This window comes from Escherichia sp. 93.1518 (assembly GCF_013368915.2).
GTDB lineage: Bacteria > Pseudomonadota > Gammaproteobacteria > Enterobacterales > Enterobacteriaceae > Escherichia > Escherichia ruysiae.
In genome coordinates this window covers 258,652-277,653 of the sequence record NZ_JABWMT020000001.1, presented here as the reverse complement: position 1 = coordinate 277,653, position 19,002 = coordinate 258,652, and the positions used below count along the sequence as shown (strand labels likewise).

The 19,002-nt window shown below is 49.9% G+C and carries 21 protein-coding genes; 11 read left to right on the top strand and 10 right to left on the bottom strand.

Annotation, left to right across the window (positions count from 1 at the left end; translation table 11 throughout):
• The first annotated feature begins 36 nt into the window (after positions 1 to 36).
• Complete coding sequence (gene clcB / locus HEN21_RS01405) at positions 37 to 1,329, top strand: voltage-gated ClC-type chloride channel ClcB (protein WP_176252599.1); 1,293 nt, start codon at positions 37 to 39, stop codon at positions 1,327 to 1,329.
• On the opposite strand, the gene bioD is transcribed toward clcB, so the two are convergent.
• The 3 genes from bioD to HEN21_RS01390 all read right to left on the bottom strand — a co-directional run bounded on the left by bioD (position 1,282) and on the right by HEN21_RS01390 (position 4,351).
• On the bottom strand, positions 1,282 to 1,977 hold the full coding sequence (bioD, locus tag HEN21_RS01400; protein WP_176252598.1) for a dethiobiotin synthase: 696 nt from the start codon (positions 1,975 to 1,977) through the stop codon (positions 1,282 to 1,284). The genes clcB and bioD overlap by 48 nt on opposite strands.
• Before the next feature lie 125 nt (positions 1,978 to 2,102).
• The gene (gene mlc, locus HEN21_RS01395) at positions 2,103 to 3,323 is read right to left on the bottom strand and encodes a sugar metabolism global transcriptional regulator Mlc (RefSeq protein WP_000225256.1); all 1,221 of its coding nucleotides are present in this window, start codon (positions 3,321 to 3,323) and stop codon (positions 2,103 to 2,105) included.
• A 134-nt stretch (positions 3,324 to 3,457) separates the two neighbouring features.
• The gene (locus HEN21_RS01390) at positions 3,458 to 4,351 is read right to left on the bottom strand and encodes a LysR family transcriptional regulator (protein WP_176252597.1); all 894 of its coding nucleotides are present in this window, start codon (positions 4,349 to 4,351) and stop codon (positions 3,458 to 3,460) included.
• A gap of 106 nt (positions 4,352 to 4,457) precedes the next feature.
• Here HEN21_RS01390 and HEN21_RS01385 point away from each other — a divergent pair, with 106 nt between their 5' ends.
• On the top strand, positions 4,458 to 5,711 hold the full coding sequence (locus tag HEN21_RS01385) for an MFS transporter (protein WP_176252596.1): 1,254 nt from the start codon (positions 4,458 to 4,460) through the stop codon (positions 5,709 to 5,711).
• Positions 5,712 to 5,764: 53 nt separating this feature from the next.
• On the opposite strand, the gene HEN21_RS23350 is transcribed toward HEN21_RS01385, so the two are convergent.
• Positions 5,765 to 5,869 (bottom strand): KPN_01571 family protein, encoded by a 105-nt coding sequence (locus HEN21_RS23350; RefSeq protein WP_211437555.1) that lies wholly within the window; start codon positions 5,867 to 5,869, stop codon positions 5,765 to 5,767.
• 269 nt (positions 5,870 to 6,138) lie between these two features.
• Here HEN21_RS23350 and asr point away from each other — a divergent pair, with 269 nt between their 5' ends.
• The 3 genes from asr (at position 6,139) to HEN21_RS01370 (ending at position 7,544) form a co-directional block, all read left to right on the top strand.
• The gene (asr, locus tag HEN21_RS01380) at positions 6,139 to 6,447 is read left to right on the top strand and encodes an acid resistance repetitive basic protein Asr (protein ID WP_206748361.1); all 309 of its coding nucleotides are present in this window, start codon (positions 6,139 to 6,141) and stop codon (positions 6,445 to 6,447) included.
• A 92-nt stretch (positions 6,448 to 6,539) separates the two neighbouring features.
• Positions 6,540 to 6,623, top strand: a complete 84-nt coding sequence (locus HEN21_RS01375) for a hypothetical protein (RefSeq protein WP_000233091.1) — start codon at positions 6,540 to 6,542, stop codon at positions 6,621 to 6,623.
• Positions 6,624 to 6,722: 99 nt separating this feature from the next.
• Positions 6,723 to 7,544 (top strand): trypsin-like serine peptidase, encoded by an 822-nt coding sequence (locus HEN21_RS01370; RefSeq protein WP_001223110.1) that lies wholly within the window; start codon positions 6,723 to 6,725, stop codon positions 7,542 to 7,544.
• A 39-nt stretch (positions 7,545 to 7,583) separates the two neighbouring features.
• Here the strand turns inward: HEN21_RS01370 and mdtI are convergent, their stop codons facing one another.
• The 3 genes from mdtI to HEN21_RS23560 form a co-directional block, all read right to left on the bottom strand.
• Positions 7,584 to 7,913, bottom strand: a complete 330-nt coding sequence (gene mdtI / locus HEN21_RS01365; RefSeq protein WP_000046658.1) for a multidrug/spermidine efflux SMR transporter subunit MdtI — start codon at positions 7,911 to 7,913, stop codon at positions 7,584 to 7,586.
• Complete coding sequence (gene mdtJ / locus HEN21_RS01360) at positions 7,900 to 8,265, bottom strand: multidrug/spermidine efflux SMR transporter subunit MdtJ (RefSeq protein WP_000276159.1); 366 nt, start codon at positions 8,263 to 8,265, stop codon at positions 7,900 to 7,902. The genes mdtI and mdtJ overlap by 14 nt, the downstream gene beginning before the upstream one ends.
• A 106-nt stretch (positions 8,266 to 8,371) precedes the next feature.
• Positions 8,372 to 8,542, bottom strand: coding sequence for a protein YdgV (locus HEN21_RS23560; RefSeq protein ID WP_085948676.1), 171 nt, complete (start codon positions 8,540 to 8,542; stop codon positions 8,372 to 8,374).
• A 134-nt stretch (positions 8,543 to 8,676) separates the two neighbouring features.
• Between HEN21_RS23560 and tqsA the strand changes: the two genes are divergently transcribed.
• Positions 8,677 to 9,711, top strand: coding sequence for an AI-2 transporter TqsA (tqsA, locus tag HEN21_RS01355; RefSeq protein WP_176252595.1), 1,035 nt, complete (start codon positions 8,677 to 8,679; stop codon positions 9,709 to 9,711).
• Positions 9,712 to 9,735: 24 nt separating this feature from the next.
• Here tqsA and pntB read toward each other — a convergent pair whose 3' ends face one another.
• Together pntB and pntA are read right to left on the bottom strand one after the other, a co-directional pair.
• Positions 9,736 to 11,124 carry a Re/Si-specific NAD(P)(+) transhydrogenase subunit beta gene (pntB, locus tag HEN21_RS01350; protein ID WP_176252594.1) on the bottom strand — a complete coding sequence of 463 codons (1,389 nt, stop codon included), beginning with the start codon at positions 11,122 to 11,124 and terminating at the stop codon, positions 9,736 to 9,738.
• A gap of 10 nt (positions 11,125 to 11,134) precedes the next feature.
• On the bottom strand, positions 11,135 to 12,667 hold the full coding sequence (gene pntA, locus HEN21_RS01345; protein ID WP_001295398.1) for a Re/Si-specific NAD(P)(+) transhydrogenase subunit alpha: 1,533 nt from the start codon (positions 12,665 to 12,667) through the stop codon (positions 11,135 to 11,137).
• Between the two features lie 520 nt (positions 12,668 to 13,187).
• Here pntA and ydgH point away from each other — a divergent pair.
• The 3 genes from ydgH (at position 13,188) to folM (ending at position 16,458) form a co-directional block, all read left to right on the top strand.
• Positions 13,188 to 14,132 (top strand): DUF1471 family protein YdgH, encoded by a 945-nt coding sequence (gene ydgH / locus HEN21_RS01340; protein ID WP_000769335.1) that lies wholly within the window; start codon positions 13,188 to 13,190, stop codon positions 14,130 to 14,132.
• A 184-nt stretch (positions 14,133 to 14,316) separates the two neighbouring features.
• Entirely contained in the window at positions 14,317 to 15,699 is a 1,383-nt protein-coding gene (locus HEN21_RS01335) for an amino acid permease (protein ID WP_000412363.1), read from the top strand.
• Between the two features lie 36 nt (positions 15,700 to 15,735).
• A complete protein-coding gene (gene folM / locus HEN21_RS01330; protein WP_000520629.1) occupies positions 15,736 to 16,458 on the top strand; it encodes a dihydromonapterin reductase in 723 nt (240 codons plus the stop codon).
• On the opposite strand, the gene HEN21_RS01325 is transcribed toward folM, so the two are convergent.
• Positions 16,455 to 16,790 (bottom strand): GlpM family protein, encoded by a 336-nt coding sequence (locus tag HEN21_RS01325; RefSeq protein ID WP_000524884.1) that lies wholly within the window; start codon positions 16,788 to 16,790, stop codon positions 16,455 to 16,457. The genes folM and HEN21_RS01325 overlap by 4 nt on opposite strands.
• A gap of 128 nt (positions 16,791 to 16,918) precedes the next feature.
• On the opposite strand from HEN21_RS01325, the gene rstA reads away from it, so the two are divergent.
• Both rstA and rstB read left to right on the top strand, forming a co-directional pair.
• A complete protein-coding gene (rstA, locus tag HEN21_RS01320) occupies positions 16,919 to 17,638 on the top strand; it encodes a two-component system response regulator RstA (RefSeq protein WP_001092493.1) in 720 nt (239 codons plus the stop codon).
• A 3-nt stretch (positions 17,639 to 17,641) separates the two neighbouring features.
• Positions 17,642 to 18,943, top strand: coding sequence for a two-component system sensor histidine kinase RstB (rstB, locus tag HEN21_RS01315; protein ID WP_016158225.1), 1,302 nt, complete (start codon positions 17,642 to 17,644; stop codon positions 18,941 to 18,943).
• Positions 18,944 to 19,002 lie beyond the last annotated feature (59 nt).

Sequence of the window (19,002 nt, the reverse complement as noted above, 5' to 3'; positions counted from 1 at the left end):
AAATAGAGCCCCGTGTTTAATTTGCCATTTCTGCTCATGCAACATCTACACATCTACCCGGATCTGCGCACCATGTTTCGCCGCCTGCTTATCGCAATGGTCGTAGGCATTCTGGCGGCCTTTGCCGTTGCAGGGTTTCGTCATGCGATGCTGCTACTGGAGTGGCTGTTCCTCAATAACGACTCCGGCAGTCTGGTCAATGCAGCAACGAACCTTTCTCCGTGGCGACGACTGCTAACGCCGGCGCTCGGCGGACTGGCGGCAGGTTTATTGCTGATGTTCTGGCAGAAACTCTCTCAGCAACGCCCCCATGCACCTACCGATTATATGGAGGCGTTACAAACCGATGGGCAGTTTGATTACGCCACCAGTCTGATTAAATCCTTCGCTTCTTTGCTGGTGGTGACCAGCGGCAGCGCCATTGGTCGTGAAGGTGCGATGATCCTGTTGGCGGCACTTGCTGCCTCCTGGTTTGCCCAACGTTTTACCCCACGTGAAGAGTGGAAATTGTGGATTGCCTGTGGCGCGGCTGCGGGAATGGCAGCAGCCTATCGCGCCCCACTTGCCGGGAGTTTATTTATTGCCGAAGTCTTGTTTGGCACCATGATGCTGGCCTCCCTCGGACCAGTAGTGATCTCTGCCGTAGTGGCATTGCTTATTAGCAATCTTCTTAATCACAGCAATGCTTTGCTCTACAGCGTGCAACTCTCTGTGATAGTTCAGACTCGCGACTATGCACTGATTATCAGTACGGGCGTGTTGATGGGCTTGTGCGGTCCATTGTTTTTAAAGCTAATGAACGCCAGTCATCGGGGTTTTGTTAATCTTAAACTTGCGCCGCCCTGGCAACTGGCATTGGGAGGTTTGATCGTGGGTCTGCTTTCCCTGCTCACTCCTGCCGTGTGGGGCAACGGCTATAGTACGGTGCAATCCTTTTTAACTGCCCCGCCACTGTTTATGGTCATTGCCGGGATCTTCCTCTGCAAGCTAGTTGCCGTGCTGGCCAGTAGTGGTTCCGGCGCACCTGGGGGGGTGTTTACGCCGACGCTATTTATCGGACTGGCAATTGGCATGTTGTATGGCCGGAGCCTGGGGTTATGGTTTACTGGCAGCGAAGAAATTACGCTTTTACTTGGGTTAACCGGGATGGCAACACTTCTGGCTGCGACCACACATGCGCCCATTATGTCGACACTGATGATATGTGAAATGACCGGGGAGTATCAGCTACTCCCCGGTTTATTGATTGCTTGTGTGATTGCGTCAGTAATGTCGCGGACGTTACATCGTGACTCTATCTACCGCCAGCACACTGCGCAGCATGGATAAACGGATATATTGCCCCAGTTCTCGCTGTTCTGCGCGAGGCAGATAAGGAAGCTCACCAATAAGCGGCGCCGGGAGTTTTTTACCCAATACATCAATGATTTCAGCGTAATGTGCTAACCCTGGGTTGATACGGTTAGCCACCCAGCCAATCAGCGGCAGTCCGTCGTTTGCAATCGCCTGTGCGGTCAGAAGCGCATGGTTAATACAGCCTTCCTGAATACCTACCACCATCAACACGGGTAGCTGCTCCTGAACCACCCATTCAGAGAGCGGACGCAGGTCATTCATCAGGCTACGCCAGCCGCCAGTACCTTCAACAACCACATAGTCGACTTTATCAGTCAGATTAGCCAGACCATTTGAAATGAGGGTGTAATTGATCGGGCAACTGTGCGCCACACTGCTTTCTTCTTCGCTTAACGCTATGGGATTGACTGCTTCATAAGGCAGTTCAATTGATGAAACACTCTGCAACACCAGGGCATCTTTATTACGTAGCCCATCAGGTGTCTCTTTGCTCCCCTTCGCCACGGGTTTATACCCCGCAACCGTTTTTCCCTGGGAGGCTAACGCTTGTAGCAATGCGCGGGAAACCACCGTTTTCCCCACAGAAGTGTCTGTACCTGTTATAAAGAAACGCTTCAGCATCACTAACTCCACCGTTATGCTTCACAAATATAAGCCAGGAAAATAATTCAACTTTGGAAGTCTAAGTTATGCGTTCCTGGCCCAATTTGAGATAGCGCAAATTTTGGTAGAACAGTTAAAAAATGTTAACCCTGCAACAGACGAATCAACAAAGAACCGTTATACATCGCGTCTTTTACCAACGCCGCCCCCGCCATCGTCCCCTGATTAGAGAACTGGGTGCTCTCGACGCTAATGTGCTGGCTGTAGGCTGGAAGCGCCTGCTGACGGATACTGTCAGAAATTACAGGGAACAGGATCTCTGCAGCCTTACTTAGCGGCGAACCAATCAGTATTTTTTGTGGGTTGAATAAATTCACCATGATGGCAAGAATGCGCCCGACGTGCGTCCCCACGCCAGTAATAATATCTTTTGCCAGCAGATCGCCCTGCAACGCAGCCAGGCACAATGAATCCACGGTTAATGGCTGCCCATGTAACATAGAACTCATAGATTGATTCAACCGTAATTGTGCAAGCTCAAGAATACTATCAACGCTAGCGATGGTTTCCAGGCAGCCGTGGTTACCGCAATAACAGCGTTTCCCATAGGGATCGACCTGAGTGTGACCAATCTCCACAAGGCTACTGCTTCCCGCGTGTAACAAATGTCCATCGGTAATCACACCCGCACCCACGTTGTGATCAATCACCACCTGAATCACATCGCGCGCTCCGCGTGATGCGCCAAACAGAGCCTCAGCCATCGTCCATGCACTAATATCATGCTGAATATAAACCGGTACACCGGTATGCTGCTCCAGTACTTCGCCGAGCGGCATCTCTTTTACGTCCTCATAGAACGGCATACGATGCACAATGCCATTTTCCGTATCAATAATTCCCGGCAACGTAATGGCAATAGATGTCAGACGCTCGAGTTTTTTCTGATGGCGGATAAAAAACTGATCAATATGAGTAATTATGCGATCCAGCAGTGGCAATTCGTCCTGAAGCGCCAACTCCAGTGAGTCTTCCACCACCAGCTTGCTGCTCAGGTCGCGCAGGGCAAGAAAAATCTCCCCGCGACTAATGCGCAAAGAAAGATAGTGCCAGGCTTCTGTTTCTACCACCAGCCCCACCGCCGGACGCCCACGGTTTCCCGCTTCTTTAATTTCCAGCTCTTGCACCAGGTGCGCTTCGAGCATTTCGCGGACAATTTTGGTGATACTGGCTGGCGCCAGTTGCGCCAGCCGGGAAAGATCGATACGCGAAACTGGCCCAAGCTGATCAATCAGGCGGTAAACCGCGCCCGCGTTGGTCTGCTTTATTTGATCAATGTGCCCAGGCTGGTTTTCAGCAACCACCGCATACTCCCTATATTTTCGCGCTCCGAAATAATCTGTAGGTTATGGTGAAGTACTTCAATATGCGTCGTCAAATTTTTACTTCGTCATGTGATTAACAGCACATTTTTCGGTTTTTTTTGCTGAAATTTCCCTCACCGGAGTGCATTCATCAGCTGAATACGAAAGTTTCGTGCTGCCGGGCTTTGTTCACGATGCTTTGGCCAAACCAGCCACATTTCAGAAACCGCATCCTCTTCAGCAATAGGTAACCAGCGCATTTCATTGAGTTGGACACGTTTAAAAGAGGCGGGCAAAATCGAAACACCAAGACCGGCGGAAACCAGACCGATGATAGTCATCGCCTCGCCCACTTCTTGGGTGATGACCGGAGTCAGATTATAACGCCGCATCAGGCCAATAATGTCGTCATACAGCCCCGTCCCTACGTGTGGATCAAAAAAAACAAACGGTTCTTTTGCCAGTTCCGCCAGCGTTACGTCCGGTTTATTTGCCAAAGGATGATCGTGCGGGATCATTGCCATAAGCGGTTCATGCACGATTACCGAGTGATCCAGCGTCTCCGGCAACACGGTATTTCGTAACAACCCCATATCGAGCGTCCCTTCGGTAAGAGGATCTATTTGCTCGCGAGTATTCATCTCACGCGTCTGCAAATGGACATCAGGAAATTCGCAGCGAAATAGGGATAAGGTATCAGACACTGCGCGAATAAAGGGTGCCGACGAGGTAAAGCCAATGCGTAACTCTCCCGCTTCTCCCTGATGCAGACGTTCAGCGCGAGCGGCTGCGTCATCCACCATAGACAGAATTTGCCGACTATCAGCAAGGAACTGCTTCCCTGCTGCCGTTAGCAGCACGCTGCGGTTGGTTCGTGCCAACAGTCGCGCGCCAATTTGTTGCTCCAGAGCCTGAATCTGCTGACTTAGCGGCGGTTGCGAAATGTTCAGGCGGGCAGCCGCGCGCCCAAAATGCAGCTCTTCCGCAACGGCAACAAAGTAACGGAGGTGACGCAATTCAATATTCATATTTTAAACATCTTATTTGAGATTATTAATATATTAGACATAACAATACGATTTTCCTACTCTATTCCTGATCCCACATCACAGGCATAATTAGCAAGGATTTCAAGTGAGTCGTACTACAACTGTTGATGGCGCTCCGGCAAGCGACACTGACGAGCAACCCCTTTCCCAGCCAAACGAATTCATTAAACGCGGTACACCGCAATTTATGCGTGTCACTCTGGCGCTATTCTCTGCCGGGCTGGCAACCTTCGCGCTTCTCTATTGCGTGCAGCCTATTCTTCCGGTGCTTTCGCAAGAATTTGGCTTAACGCCTGCTAACAGTAGTATTTCACTGTCCATTTCAACGGCGATGCTGGCTATCGGTTTGCTGTTTACTGGCCCGCTATCCGATGCCATTGGTCGCAAGCCGGTGATGGTAACGGCGCTACTGCTGGCCGCCATCTGTACGTTACTTTCGACAATGATGACCAGCTGGCACGGCATTTTGATTATGCGCGCCTTGATTGGTCTGTCGTTAAGTGGCGTAGCTGCCGTTGGTATGACCTACCTTAGCGAAGAGATCCACCCCAGTTTTGTGGCCTTTTCAATGGGGTTGTATATCAGCGGCAACTCGATTGGCGGCATGAGTGGGCGCTTAATCAGCGGTGTATTTACTGACTTCTTTAACTGGCGAATTGCGCTGGCGGCTATCGGCTGTTTCGCCCTGACCTCAGCATTAATGTTCTGGAAAATTCTCCCGGAATCTCGTCATTTCCGTCCTTCTTCGCTGCGCCCAAAAACACTGTTTATTAACTTCCGTCTGCACTGGCGCGATCGGGGACTCCCCTTATTATTCGTCGAAGGCTTTTTGTTGATGGGCTCATTCGTAACGCTGTTTAATTACATCGGCTATCGGTTGATGCTTTCACCATGGCATGTTAGCCAGGCAGTGGTTGGGTTATTATCGCTGGTCTATTTGACAGGCACCTGGAGTTCGCCAAAAGCAGGCACCATGACTACCCGCTTCGGTCGTGGCCCGGTGATGTTATTTTCGACAGGTGTTATGCTTTTGGGTCTTATCCTGACATTGTTCAGCTCACTGTGGCTGATTTTTGTCGGTATGATGCTTTTCTCCAGCGGATTTTTTGCCGCTCACTCTGTCGCCAGTAGCTGGATTGGTCCTCGTGCTAAACGCGCCAAAGGTCAGGCTTCCTCGCTGTATCTGTTCTGTTACTACCTGGGTTCAAGCATTGCCGGTACATTAGGTGGCGTCTTCTGGCATAACTATGGCTGGAACGGCGTCGGTGCATTTATTGCCCTGATGCTGGTGGTCGCTATTCTGGTCGGAACACGTTTACATCATCGCCTGCACGCCTGAAAAAAAATAAGTCCGGACGATGTGTTAAATTACTGTCCGGACTTATTGCCTGCTCAACTCAACGTTAATAACCACCCTAAAACAGACGAAGCGCCTGCCATTTCTCGCAGGGCATCTAACGTCATCAGGATAATAAATACCCAAATTAGCGGATTCATTTTGCTGTGTGTCATTTATTGCTAATACACAGTGATTTTACCGATTTATAGGTAGTGAAAAAGCTAAGTTATTCAATACTACCTATATTGGTGGGAAATTATCCTTACGTCACAATGCGTTATTATTTCCCACGTCATCGCTATTCGCTTTGTACATATCGTTACATGCCGAAACCAACCACTCACTGAAGCCTGTCATTTCCAGAGATATAGTCATTACATCGGCCCCGCAGTGGGGTTGCATAAAAAACAAAATTGAGGGTATGACAATGAAAAAAGTATTAGCTCTGGTTGTTGCCGCTACTATGGGTCTCTCTTCCGTCGCATTTGCTGCGGAAACTGCGACCACGCCTGCTCCGACGGCTACAGTGTCCAAAGCAGCGGCTGCAAAAACAGCGCATCATAAAAAACAGCATAAAGCGGCACCTGCCCAAAAAGCGCAGGCGGCTAAAAAGCATCATAAAAAAGCGAAAAATGAACAGAAAGCGCCTGAGCAAAAAGCACAGGCAGCCAAAAAACACAGCAAAAAACACAGCCAGCAGCAATCTGCAAAACCAGTTGTACAACCAGCTGCGTAAGTTTTCGGCAGCAATAATGGCGCGCCCCCTCGTGCCTGAAAATTACGGTGTTAAACGGATAACGTTTAACACCGCCTTTAGCGGAGGGTACTATGGTGGGCCGTTATCGCTTTGAGTTCATTCTTATCATCCTTATTTTATGTGCCCTGATTGCCACCCGTTTTTATCTTTTCTGAGCGTAGTTATCTGATTTTACTCCCACTTTCATCCCGTCCCGTCTATAGTATTCATGAGGGTTTGCTTTTAATAATCATAATTACTCACCAGAGTATGATATGCGTATAACTATTGCTGTAGTGCTGGGTGCAATTAGTCTGACATCTGCATTTGTGTTTGCGGATAAACCGGACGATCATAAATCGACCAATAATGAGGTCAGCACCCTATTTTTTGGTCATGATGATCGTGTATCAGTAAATAACACGAGCCAATCGCCGTGGGATGCGGTTGGGCAACTAGAAACGGCCAGCGGCAATTTATGTACGGCGACGCTAATTGCGCCGAACCTGGCATTAACGGCAGGACACTGTTTATTAACGCCGCCGAAGGGTAAAGCGGATAAAGCAGTTGCGCTGCGTTTTGTGTCGAATAAAGGTCTTTGGCGCTATGAGATCCACGACATCGAAGGCCGCGTTGATCCGACACTAGGGAAGCGGTTAAAGCCGGATGGGGATGGCTGGATTGTTCCCCCCGCAGCCGCGCCGTGGGATTTCGGTTTGATTGTGCTGCGCAATCCGCCTTCGGGTATTACGCCATTGCCGTTATTTGAGGGAGATAAAACCGCGCTTATCGCCGCATTAAAAGCAGCGGGTCGTAAAGTGACTCAGGCGGGATATCCTGAAGATCATCTCGATACGTTGTACAGTCATCAAAATTGCGAAATAACCGGCTGGGCGCAAACCTCGGTAATGTCGCACCAGTGCGATACCCTACCGGGTGACAGTGGTTCGCCGTTGATGCTTCATACTGATGACGGCTGGCAGTTAATTGGGGTGCAAAGTTCAGCTCCTGCAGCGAAAGATCGCTGGCGTGCTGATAACCGGGCCATTTCTGTCACTGGTTTTCGCGACAAACTAGAAGAACTGACCCGGCAATAACATTTCAAACGCTGCCCGCATTGTCGGGCAGCGTGTTCATCATGCAAGTTTCACCATAATCATTCCAGCCAACAGCAAGACCAGACCAACCCAGCCTTTACGATTTAAACGTTGACCAAACAAGATCCAGCCAGCGGCTAACGTGGCGGCAATACCAAACCCGCCCCACAACGCATACGCTACCGACAAATCTATGCCCTTTACTGCCTGGGAGAGTGAGCTAAAGGCCGCAAGCACCGCCGCCAGTGAGAGCAAGCCATAGACTTTACGGCGAAAGCCGTCAGAAAATTTCAAAAAGACGTTAGCAATAATTTCCAGCACGATTGCCAGTGCCAGCCAGGCGGCGTGAACCCATTCAAACTGCGCCATGATTCACCTCCAGCGAGGATTTACGCACTTTGCGAGTACCCGATTTAATCAACACAATCCCAGCCACCAGGGTTGTTAACCCGGCAATTTTTAGCAGCGATAAACTTTCGTCGAATAACAGAACACTAAAGAGCGTTATAAATAAAATACCGATGCCTTCCCACAGAGCATAAGCCACGCCAAGTGCTATTTTTTTCACGGCGAAAGAGAGAAATATATATGACAGCGAAATCATCACCAGCATTAAAATAAAACCGCCGTTTCCCTCACTAACGCTCGCCCATTTCATTGACAGCGTGCCGGTAATTTCTGTGGCAATAGCCAGACCTAATAAAACCCAATAAATATACATCGTCCTTCCCCTGCAAGAGAATTATTTTAACGTTCGCTCGACTCAGCGAAACCAAAAGAAAAGTATTCAGTCCAGCGCAGAGCGCCAGCTTTGGCAGAGGAAGGGACTAAAGCGCGTTGCGCCAGTGTTGCTCACCTGCGAGCAAGATGGTGGTTGAGGTACGGAAATGAGTAAATGTAGAAAATAACGTCCTGAACAAATTGTCCATAATATTACAATTATCCGCAGTGTTGCTTCTCGTCATCGCGGATGATAATTGTCCTCGGTAGTTGTACACGTCTGATTTGTATCATAGCTTAAGAATTAACTCAAAACATTTTCATTTCTTTACCTGAGTAGTTTGATTTTCGTTATAATGCCACGGCTAAAAAGAAAATATTATTAGCGAAGGAAGAAAAAACGGGGATACGCATGGCAAAGCCGATCATCACGCTCAATGGCCTAAAAATAGTCATTATGTTGGGAATGCTGGTCATTATTCTCTGCGGTATCCGTTTTGCCGCCGATATCATCGTCCCCTTTATCCTCGCCCTATTTATTGCAGTCATTCTTAATCCGCTGGTACAACGTATGGTTCGCTGGCGAGTGCCGCGTGTGTTGGCTGTGTCGATTTTAATGGTCATCATCGTGATGGCGATGGTGCTATTACTGGCCTATCTCGGCTCAACGCTCAATGAGCTGACCCGCACTTTGCCACAGTATCGCAGCTCAATCATAAAACCCCTGCAAGTTCTGGAACCTTTGTTACAACGCGCGGGTATTGATATCTCGGTTGACCAACTGGCGCATTATATTGATCCGAACGCGGCGATGACGTTGCTCACCAACTTGCTGACGCAGTTATCTAACGCCATGTCATCCATATTTTTATTGTTGCTGACGGTGTTGTTTATGCTGCTCGAAGTGCCACAACTTCCCGGCAAACTCCAGCAAATGATGGCGCGCCCGGTCGAAGGTATGGCGGCGATCCAGCGCGCCATTGACAGTGTGTCGCATTACCTGGTGCTGAAAACAGCCATCAGCATCATCACCGGTCTGGTCGCCTGGGCGATGCTCGCCGCACTCGATGTTCGCTTCGCTTTTGTCTGGGGATTGTTGGCCTTCGCGCTTAATTACATCCCTAACATTGGTTCTGTTCTCGCGGCTATCCCCCCTATCGCTCAGGTACTGGTGTTTAATGGTTTCTATGAGGCGTTACTGGTGCTGGCGGGATATCTGCTGATTAATCTGGTCTTCGGCAATATTCTGGAGCCGCGCATCATGGGGCGCGGGCTGGGGCTTTCGACACTGGTAGTTTTTTTGTCGTTAATTTTTTGGGGATGGTTGTTAGGACCGGTGGGTATGCTGCTTTCCGTGCCGTTGACAATTATTGTCAAAATTGCGCTTGAACAAACGGCGGGAGGTCAAAGCATCGCCGTTCTGTTAAGCGATCTCAATAAAGAGTGACGGCCTCCGCAGAGGCCGTCAGGGTTACAGAGCTTTCAGGATTGCATCCACGCTGGCCTTGGCATCGCCAAACAGCATGTGAGTGTTTTCCTTGAAGAACAGCGGGTTTTGTACACCAGCATAGCCAGTATTCATCGAACGTTTAAAGACAATCACGTTCTGTGCTTTCCACACTTCCAGCACAGGCATACCAGCAATCGGACTCTTCGGATCGTCCTGCGCCGCCGGGTTAACCGTATCGTTAGCACCAATCACCAGTACGGTATCGGTATCAGCAAAGTCATCGTTGATCTCGTCCATTTCCAGCACGATGTCATACGGCACTTTCGCTTCTGCCAGCAATACGTTCATATGTCCGGGCAAACGCCCCGCAACCGGGTGAATACCGAAACGCACATTGATACCACGGGCACGCAATTTCTCGGTGATTTCTGCCACCGGATATTGTGCCTGCGCGACCGCCATGCCGTAGCCGGGGGTGATGATCACCGAGTGCGAATTTTTCAGCAATTCTGCCGTCTCTTCCGCAGTGATTTCGCGATGCTCGCCCACTTCCTGATCATCACCGGTGGAAGAACCATCTGTGCCGAAACCACCCGCAATGACGCTGATAAAGGAACGGTTCATCGCCTTACACATAATGTAAGAAAGGATGGCACCAGAAGAACCGACCAGCGCACCGGTCACAATCAGCAGGTCATTACTGAGCATAAAGCCCGCCGCCGCCGCTGCCCAACCAGAATAAGAGTTCAGCATCGACACCACCACTGGCATATCTGCACCACCGATGGAGGCGACTAAATGCCAGCCGAATACCAGCGCAATGGCGGTCATTATCAGCAATGCCAGCACTTGCAGGCCGACGCTATCCGTGCGAACAAATACAATCAGCAGCAGGAAGGAAACGACCAGAGCCGCCAGGTTCATTTTGTGACGGTTTGGCAGCATCAGCGGTTTAGACGAAATTTTGCCGCACAGCTTACCGAACGCCACGACCGACCCCGTGAAAGTCACCGCACCGATGAAGATACCGAGGAACACTTCCGTCAGGTGAATATTGGCCAGAATCGGCGCCATTTCCGCGTCGTGATGCAGATAGCTGTTAAAACCAACCAACACCGCCGCCAGACCAACGAAGCTATGCAGGATCGCCACCAGCTCCGGCATTTCGGTCATTTCGACTTTCTTCGCCAGACGGATACCAATCGCCCCACCGATGACCATAGCCAGTAAGATCCAGCCAACGTTGCCAGTATCCGGTCCAAAAATGGTTGCGATTAACGCAATCGCCATCCCGGCGATACCGAAGTTGTTACCCTGGCGAGACGTTTCATGTTTCGAAAGGCCGGCCAGACTGAAGATAAACAGGATCGCGGCAACAATGTATGCAGCTGTAACTAATCCTCCAGACATATGTTACCCCTTAATTTTTGCGGAACATTTTCAGCATGCGCTGAGTCACGGTGAAGCCACCGAAAATATTAATGCTGGCTATAAGCACCGCGATAAAACTAAGGAAGCTAACCCAGCCGCCCTGGCCAATCTGCAACAGTGCTCCGACAACAATAATCCCTGAAATCGCGTTGGTGACCGACATCAACGGTGTATGCAGCGCGTGCGATACATTCCACACCACGTAATAACCGACAACGCAGGCCAGCGCGAAAACGGTGAAGTGCCCAAGAAACTCTTTCGGCGCAACGCTTGCCAGCCAACCGAAAAGGATGATTGCCAGCGCCATCAACGCGTATTTACGCCACGGTGAGCAGGCACATTTTTCCTCAGTTTTCACTTCCGGTGCCGCTTTTTGTGCCGCCTGCGGCTGAGCTGATACCTGAATCGGCGGTGCCGGCCAGGTAATTTCGCCCGCACGGATCACGGTCACGCCGCGAATCACCACATCATCAAAATCAACAGTGATATTGCCGTCTTTCTCTTTGCACAACAGTTTCAGCAGATTAACGAGGTTAGTACCGTAAAGCTGTGAGGATTGCGTCGGCAGACGGCCCGGAAGATCGGTATAACCAATCACTTTGACACCATTTTCCGTAGTGAAGATTTCACCCGGCACGGTGTATTCACAGTTGCCACCGTTTTGGGCTGCCAGGTCGACAATCACACTGCCCGCCTTCATGGAGTCAACCATTTCACGGGTAATTAGCTTCGGCGCTGGTTTGCCTGGAATAAGCGCAGTGGTGACAATGATATCGACCTCTTTTGCCTGGGCGGCAAAGAGTTCCATTTCCGCTTTGATGAACGCGTCCGACATCACTTTGGCATAGCCATCGCCGCTGCCCGCTTCCTCTTTAAAATCCAGCTCGAGGAATTCCGCGCCCATACTTTGAACTTGTTCTTTCACTTCCGGGCGGGTGTCGAATGCACGCACAATCGCGCCGAGACTGTTTGCTGCGCCAATGGCGGCCAGACCTGCAACACCGGCACCAATCACCATCACTTTTGCCGGTGGCACTTTCCCGGCCGCAGTGATTTGCCCGGTAAAGAAGCGCCCAAATTCATGTGCCGCTTCAACAATGGCGCGATAACCGGCGATATTCGCCATCGAGCTTAGTGCGTCCAGCGATTGTGCGCGTGAGATACGCGGCACAGAGTCCATCGCCATCACGGTCACGTTACGTTCCGCAAGTTTTTGCATTAATTCCGGATTCTGCGCAGGCCAGATAAAACTCACCAGCGTTGTCCCAGGATTCAGTAACGCAATTTCATCATCTAACGGCGCATTGACCTTCAGAATGATCTCTGACTGCCAGACGCTATTCCCTTCTACAATTTCAGCGCCCGCTTGCACAAACGCTTTATCGTCAAAACTTGCCAGTTGACCCGCGCCGCTCTCTACCGCGACGGTAAAACCCAGTTTCAGCAGCTGTTCCACTGTTTTTGGCGTTGCTGCAACACGGGTTTCATTGGTTAACCGTTCTCTTGGTATGCCAATTCGCATGATATTCCCTTCCATCGGTTTTATTGATGATGGTTTGCCTGTGTTTCACGGTACACAAGCCGCTCATGAACGAGCTAAATGTTACTCCGTTAAAATAAATTAGTAACAAACGTCTATAACGTACTGAAAATAATGCCTGTGATCTAGCGCCAAAAATCAGTATTTCGGCGTTAACTCGAAAAATATTAACGATTCAGCCTTGATAGTGGGATAAACACCATAGAACACAGGATAAAGGGCGATAATTGTCTTCAATAGCCAGGTAAAACATGAGATCACCCCGTCGCAAGCCACCAGTTAACATTAAATTAACTTATACAATTCAGCCATTTCAGCCGCCTATGCCACTGCGCTCACTTTTTAATCACACATGGTTATTCGAACAGGTTTAAAATCAAATCAAGAAGTCTGATATGAAAAATGACGCAGACAGTTACACCGTTTAAATGCAATAATCAGCCACGTTTCTCGTTAATAACAATACCAGTACCTGGTTTGCGCAAGGCGAAGGATTATTTTTATGAAGCTTAAGAACACCCTCCTGGCGTCGGCACTGCTTTCTGCTACGGCATTCTCCGTTAACGCAGCAACAGAACTGACACCGGAGCAAGCGGCAGCGGTTAAACCTTTTGACCGTGTAGTGGTTACCGGACGTTTCAATGCCATTGGCGAGGCGGTGAAAGCCGTATCCCGCCGCGCTGATAAAGAAGGCGCAGCCTCTTTTTATGTTGTCGATACGTCAGATTTCGGTAACAGCGGTAACTGGCGTGTAGTTGCCGATCTCTATAAGTCTGATGCTGAAAAAGCAGAAACCGAAAAAAATCGCGTGATTAATGGCGTGGTGGAACTGCCCAAAGACCAGGCCGTTCTGATCGAACCGTTTGATACAGTTACCGTCCAGGGCTTTTACCGTAGCCAGCCTGAAGTCAATGACGCCATCACCAAAGCGGCGAAAGCAAAAGGCGCATACTCTTTCTATATTGTTCGTCAAATCGATGCCAACCAGGGCGGCAACCAGCGTATTACCGCATTCATCTATAAAAAAGATGCTAAGAAACGCGTAGTACAAAGCCCGGATGTGATCCCGGCGGATTCCGACGCGGGACGTGCAGCCCTGGCTGCCGGTGGCGAAGCTGCGAAGAAAGTTGAAATCCCTGGCGTTGCCACTACTGCGTCACCAAGTTCCGAAGTCGGTCGTTTCTTTGAAACCCAGTCATCAAAAGGCGGACGTTACACTGTCACGCTACCTGACGGCACTAAAGTAGAAGAACTGAACAAAGCGACCGCAGCGATGATGGTGCCGTTCGACAGCATTAAGTTCTCAGGTAACTACGGCAACATGACCGAAGTTTCCTACCAGGTTGCTAAACGTGCCGCGAAGAAAGGGGCTAAGTATTACCACATCACCCGCCAGTGGCAGGAACGTGGCAATAACCTGACCATCAGCGCAGACCTGTATAAATAACTATTCAGTATCACGATAAGGCGGCTTTATGCCGCCTTTAGCATTTTTAGTCACAAATTTTCCCCTAACCATTGCATGACGATACATCTCTTCGTAAAATCCCGCGCCTTAGTGACAAACACCATTTTTATGCGTTTTGTCCTAATATTTATTCTTCCGAACACGTTTTGATCACTGGATACAGATGGAAAAGAAACTGGGACTGAGCGCGCTCACTGCGCTGGTATTAAGCTCAATGCTGGGCGCAGGTGTTTTCAGTCTGCCGCAAAATATGGCGGCGGTAGCCAGCCCGGCAGCATTATTGATCGGCTGGGGTATCACCGGCGCAGGGATTTTATTACTGGCCTTCGCGATGCTGATCCTGACGCGTATTCGTCCCGACCTTGACGGCGGTATCTTTACCTATGCCCGTGAAGGATTTGGCGAACTGATCGGTTTCTGCTCTGCATGGGGATACTGGCTGTGCGCAGTTATCGCCAACGTCTCCTATCTGGTCATCGTCTTTTCCGCATTAAGCTTTTTTACTGACACGCCGGAATTGCGCCTGTTTGGCGATGGCAATACCTGGCAATCGATTGTCGGTGCATCCGCCTTATTATGGATTGTTCACTTTTTGATCCTGCGCGGCGTGCAGACTGCTGCCAGCATTAACCTGGTGGCGACGTTGGCAAAATTATTGCCGCTAGGTCTGTTTATTGTGCTGGCGATGATGATGTTCAAACTGGACACCTTCAAACTCGACTTCACTGGCCTTGCACTTGGCATACCAGTATGGGAACAGGTGAAAAACACAATGTTGATCACACTGTGGGTATTCATTGGCGTGGAAGGTGCAGTGGTCGTTTCTGCGCGAGCGCGTAATAAACATGATGTCGGCAAAGCAACACTTCTGGCGGTACTTTCCGCGCTGGGCGTTTATTTACTGGTAACACTGCTTTCGCTGGGCGTGGTAGCACGCCCGGAACTGGCTGAAATCCGTAACCCGTCTATGGCCGGCCTGATGGTGAAAATGATGGGGCCGTGGGGCGAGATTATCATCGCTGCCGGACTGATCGTTTCCGTTTGCGGCGCGTACTTAAGCTGGACCATTATGGCGGCAGAAGTCCCCTTCCTGGCGGCCACACATAAAGCATTCCCGCGCATTTTTGCTCGCCAGAATGCGCAAGCTGCACCGTCTGCCTCACTGTGGCTGACCAACATCTGCGTGCAAATTTGCCTGGTACTCATCTGGCTAACCGGTTCCGATTACAACACATTGCTGACCATCGCCTCAGAAATGATTCTGGTGCCCTATTTCCTGGTTGGCGCGTTCCTGCTGAAAATCGCTACCCGTCCACTGCATAAAGCAGTAGGTATCGGTGCCTGCATTTATGGCTTATGGTTATTGTACGCCTCTGGCCCAATGCACCTGCTGTTGTCCGTCGTTCTGTATGCACCTGGGCTTCTGGTATTCCTGTACGCGCGTAAAACGCATACACATGATAATGTACTGAATCGTCAGGAAATGATGCTAATTAGCATGTTGTTAATTGCCGCAGTTCCGGCGACCTGGATGCTGGTGGGATAACGTTCGTCCCATCGTTGGATAGCAAAGGAGATAACGATGGGTAAAACCCACCCCTTGCCAATATTAATTACTGGCGGAGGCCGTCGCATTGGCCTCGCCCTCGCCTGGCATTTCATTAATCAAAAGCAACCGGTGATTGTCAGCTATCGGACGCACTATCCTGCCATTGATGGGCTGATTAATGCGGGTGCGCAATGTATTCAGGCTGATTTTTCAACCAACGACGGTGTGATGGCGTTTGCCGATGAGGTACTAAAAAGCACCCACGGCCTGCGTGCTATTTTGCATAACGCCAGCGCGTGGATGGCTGAAAAACCAGGTACGCCACTGACTGACGTGCTGGCCAGCATGATGCAGATCCACGTTAATACTCCATACCTTCTTAACCACGCTCTGGAAAGATTACTGCGTGGGCACGGACACGCCGCCAGCGATATCATTCACTTTACCGATTATGTGGTGGAGCGCGGAAGCGACAAACATATTGCCTATGCTGCGAGCAAAGCGGCGCTGGATAATATGACCCGCTCATTTGCCCGCAAGCTGGCACCGGAAGTGAAAGTGAATTCTATCGCGCCATCGCTGATCCTGTTTAATGAGCATGATGATGCTGAATATCGTCAACAGGCGCTGAATAAATCACTGATGAAAACCGCGCCTGGTGAGAAAGAAGTGATCGATCTGGTCGATTATTTACTCACCAGTTGCTTTGTTACCGGACGCAGTTTTCCGCTTGATGGCGGTCGACATCTGCGTTAATGCAGCTTCATCCAGCATATAATCAACACCCATGCGCTTATCCCCCAGCACGCAACGGAACCCACAAAAGCAGCGGGCAAGCGCATTATTCCGGTGAAATACCACAGCGACGCCAGGTAAACAAAATAGGGAATAATCGACCACATGCTGAAAATGATGGTTGCGCGTAAGGCTTCAATGCCGCGTTCGCTGGCAACAATATAATGCGCAATAAGCGCAAAGGTCGGGAAAAGCGGAATCAGCCCGGCGATATAGTAATTTTTCGTTTTTGCTAATACACCAATTAACACCACCACCAGCGCACCAAGCGCGGCTTTGATTACCAGCCCCATCTTTTTACCTTAACACTTCCATAACAAGTCATCCGTAGAATACCTGATGCAAACTTGTTTAGGAACGATTGATAGTAAGTAAAAACAACGCGGTGTATTGTGACGTTTTTATATCTACCGTGAATAATATGAACACTATCGTATTTGTGGAAGATGACGCAGAAGTCGGTTCACTGATTGCCGCGTATTTGGCGAAACATGATATACAGGTAACCATTGAACCTCGCGGCGACCATGCAGAAGAAACAATTCTGCGGGAAAATCCGGATCTGGTGCTCCTCGATATCATGCTACCAGGCAAGGACGGCATGACTGTCTGTCGTGATTTACGCACTAAATGGAGCGGGCCTATAGTTCTGCTGACATCTCTCGATAGTGATATGAACCACATTCTGGCTCTGGAAATGGGCGCCTGCGACTATATTCTCAAAACGACGCCCCCCGCAGTCCTGCTGGCGCGGTTACGTTTACATTTGCGTCAGAATGAGCAAACCACGCTGACCAAAGGTATACAAGAAGCACCTCTTACTCCTTACAAGGCATTGCATTTCGGTACGTTGACCATCGATCCCATTAACCGTGTAGTTACGCTTGCTAACCGTGAAATTTCACTTTCTACCGCCGATTTTGAACTGCTCTGGGAGTTAGCCACCCACGCGGGGCAAATTATGGACAGAGATGCGTTGTTGAAAAATTTACGCGGCGTCAGCTATGACGGTCTGGATCGTAGCGTGGACGTGGCTATTTCGCGGTTAAGAAAAAAACTGCGCGATAACGCTGCCGAACCTTATCGCATTAAAACCGTGCGAAACAAAGGCTATCTGTTTGCGCCTCATGCGTGGGAATAAGCGATGAAAAAACTGTTTATCCAGTTTTATCTTTTACTGTTTGTCTGCTTTCTGGTGATGTCCCTGTTGGTTGGGCTGGTGTACAAATTTACCGCCGAACGCGCAGGCAAACAGTCGCTGGATGATTTGATGAACAGTTCGCTATACCTGATGCGTAGTGAATTGCGCGAGATCCCCCCGCACGACTGGGGGAAAACACTGAAGGAGATGGATTTAAATCTCTCTTTTGATCTGCGCGTCGAACCGTTGAGTAAATATCATCTCGATGAAATCTCCATGCATCGGCTGCATGGCGGCGAAATTGTCGCCCTGGACGATCAGTACACTTTTTTGCAACGTATACCGCGCAGCCACTACGTGCTGGCAGTCGGTCCCGTGCCTTATCTTTATTACCTCCATCAAATGCGATTACTGGATATCGCGCTGATCGCTTTTATTGCCATCTCCCTCGCCTTTCCGGTGTTTATCTGGATGCGTCCGCACTGGCAGGACATGCTAAAACTGGAAGCAGCGGCACAACGATTTGGCGATGGGCATCTCAATGAACGTATTCACTTTGATGATGGTTCGAGTTTTGAACGACTTGGCGTGGCGTTTAACCAGATGGCGGACAATATCAACGCCTTGATTGCCAGCAAAAAACAGCTTATCGACGGTATCGCCCACGAACTGCGAACGCCGTTAGTGCGCCTGCGTTATCGACTGGAGATGAGCGATAACCTGAGCGCAACAGAATCCCAGGCATTGAATCGCGATATCAGCCAACTGGAAGCTTTAATTGAAGAACTGCTGACTTATGCCCGACTCGATCGCCCGCAAAATGAGCTCCATCTTAGCGAACCAGACCTGCCGTTGTGGCTGTCAACGCATCTGACCGACATTCAGGCGCTAACTCCCGATAAAACGGTACGGATAAAAACCATCATACAAGGTCATTATGCGGCGCTGGATATGCGCTTAATGGAGCGCGTGCTGGATAACTTGCTCAATAACGCCCTGCGCTACTGCCATTCAACCGTTGAAACCAGCCTGCTACTGACAGGAAACAGAGCGACATTAATTGTTGAAGATGATGGTGCAGGGATTGCACCACAGGATCGAGAGCATATTTTTGAACCCTTTGTTCGCCTCGACCCCAGCCGTGACCGTGCAACCGGCGGCTGCGGGCTGGGACTGGCAATTGTCCGCTCTATTGCGCTGGCTATGGGCGGAACGGTTAATTGTGATACCAGCGAACTGGGTGGTGCCCGCTTCTCGTTTAGCTGGCCGTTATGGCACAACATTGCGCAATTTACCTCTGCCTGACGCTACGCGCACGGTGGTCAAGCCGTCGCCACTGTGCTATAAAATAAGTATGTTGTAAC

Coding starts and splice junctions, on each gene's coding strand:
- clcB (WP_176252599.1), top strand. CDS start 37: ATGCAACATCTACACATCTACCCGGATCTGCGCACCATGTTTCGCCGC.
- bioD (WP_176252598.1), bottom strand. CDS start 1,977: ATGCTGAAGCGTTTCTTTATAACAGGTACAGACACTTCTGTGGGGAAA.
- HEN21_RS01390 (WP_176252597.1), bottom strand. CDS start 4,351: ATGAATATTGAATTGCGTCACCTCCGTTACTTTGTTGCCGTTGCGGAA.
- HEN21_RS23350 (WP_211437555.1), bottom strand. CDS start 5,869: ATGAATCCGCTAATTTGGGTATTTATTATCCTGATGACGTTAGATGCC.
- asr (WP_206748361.1), top strand. CDS start 6,139: ATGAAAAAAGTATTAGCTCTGGTTGTTGCCGCTACTATGGGTCTCTCT.
- HEN21_RS01375 (WP_000233091.1), top strand. CDS start 6,540: ATGGTGGGCCGTTATCGCTTTGAGTTCATTCTTATCATCCTTATTTTA.
- HEN21_RS01370 (WP_001223110.1), top strand. CDS start 6,723: ATGCGTATAACTATTGCTGTAGTGCTGGGTGCAATTAGTCTGACATCT.
- mdtI (WP_000046658.1), bottom strand. CDS start 7,913: ATGGCGCAGTTTGAATGGGTTCACGCCGCCTGGCTGGCACTGGCAATC.
- mdtJ (WP_000276159.1), bottom strand. CDS start 8,265: ATGTATATTTATTGGGTTTTATTAGGTCTGGCTATTGCCACAGAAATT.
- tqsA (WP_176252595.1), top strand. CDS start 8,677: ATGGCAAAGCCGATCATCACGCTCAATGGCCTAAAAATAGTCATTATG.
- pntB (WP_176252594.1), bottom strand. CDS start 11,124: ATGTCTGGAGGATTAGTTACAGCTGCATACATTGTTGCCGCGATCCTG.
- pntA (WP_001295398.1), bottom strand. CDS start 12,667: ATGCGAATTGGCATACCAAGAGAACGGTTAACCAATGAAACCCGTGTT.
- ydgH (WP_000769335.1), top strand. CDS start 13,188: ATGAAGCTTAAGAACACCCTCCTGGCGTCGGCACTGCTTTCTGCTACG.
- HEN21_RS01335 (WP_000412363.1), top strand. CDS start 14,317: ATGGAAAAGAAACTGGGACTGAGCGCGCTCACTGCGCTGGTATTAAGC.
- folM (WP_000520629.1), top strand. CDS start 15,736: ATGGGTAAAACCCACCCCTTGCCAATATTAATTACTGGCGGAGGCCGT.
- HEN21_RS01325 (WP_000524884.1), bottom strand. CDS start 16,790: ATGGGGCTGGTAATCAAAGCCGCGCTTGGTGCGCTGGTGGTGGTGTTA.
- rstA (WP_001092493.1), top strand. CDS start 16,919: ATGAACACTATCGTATTTGTGGAAGATGACGCAGAAGTCGGTTCACTG.
- rstB (WP_016158225.1), top strand. CDS start 17,642: ATGAAAAAACTGTTTATCCAGTTTTATCTTTTACTGTTTGTCTGCTTT.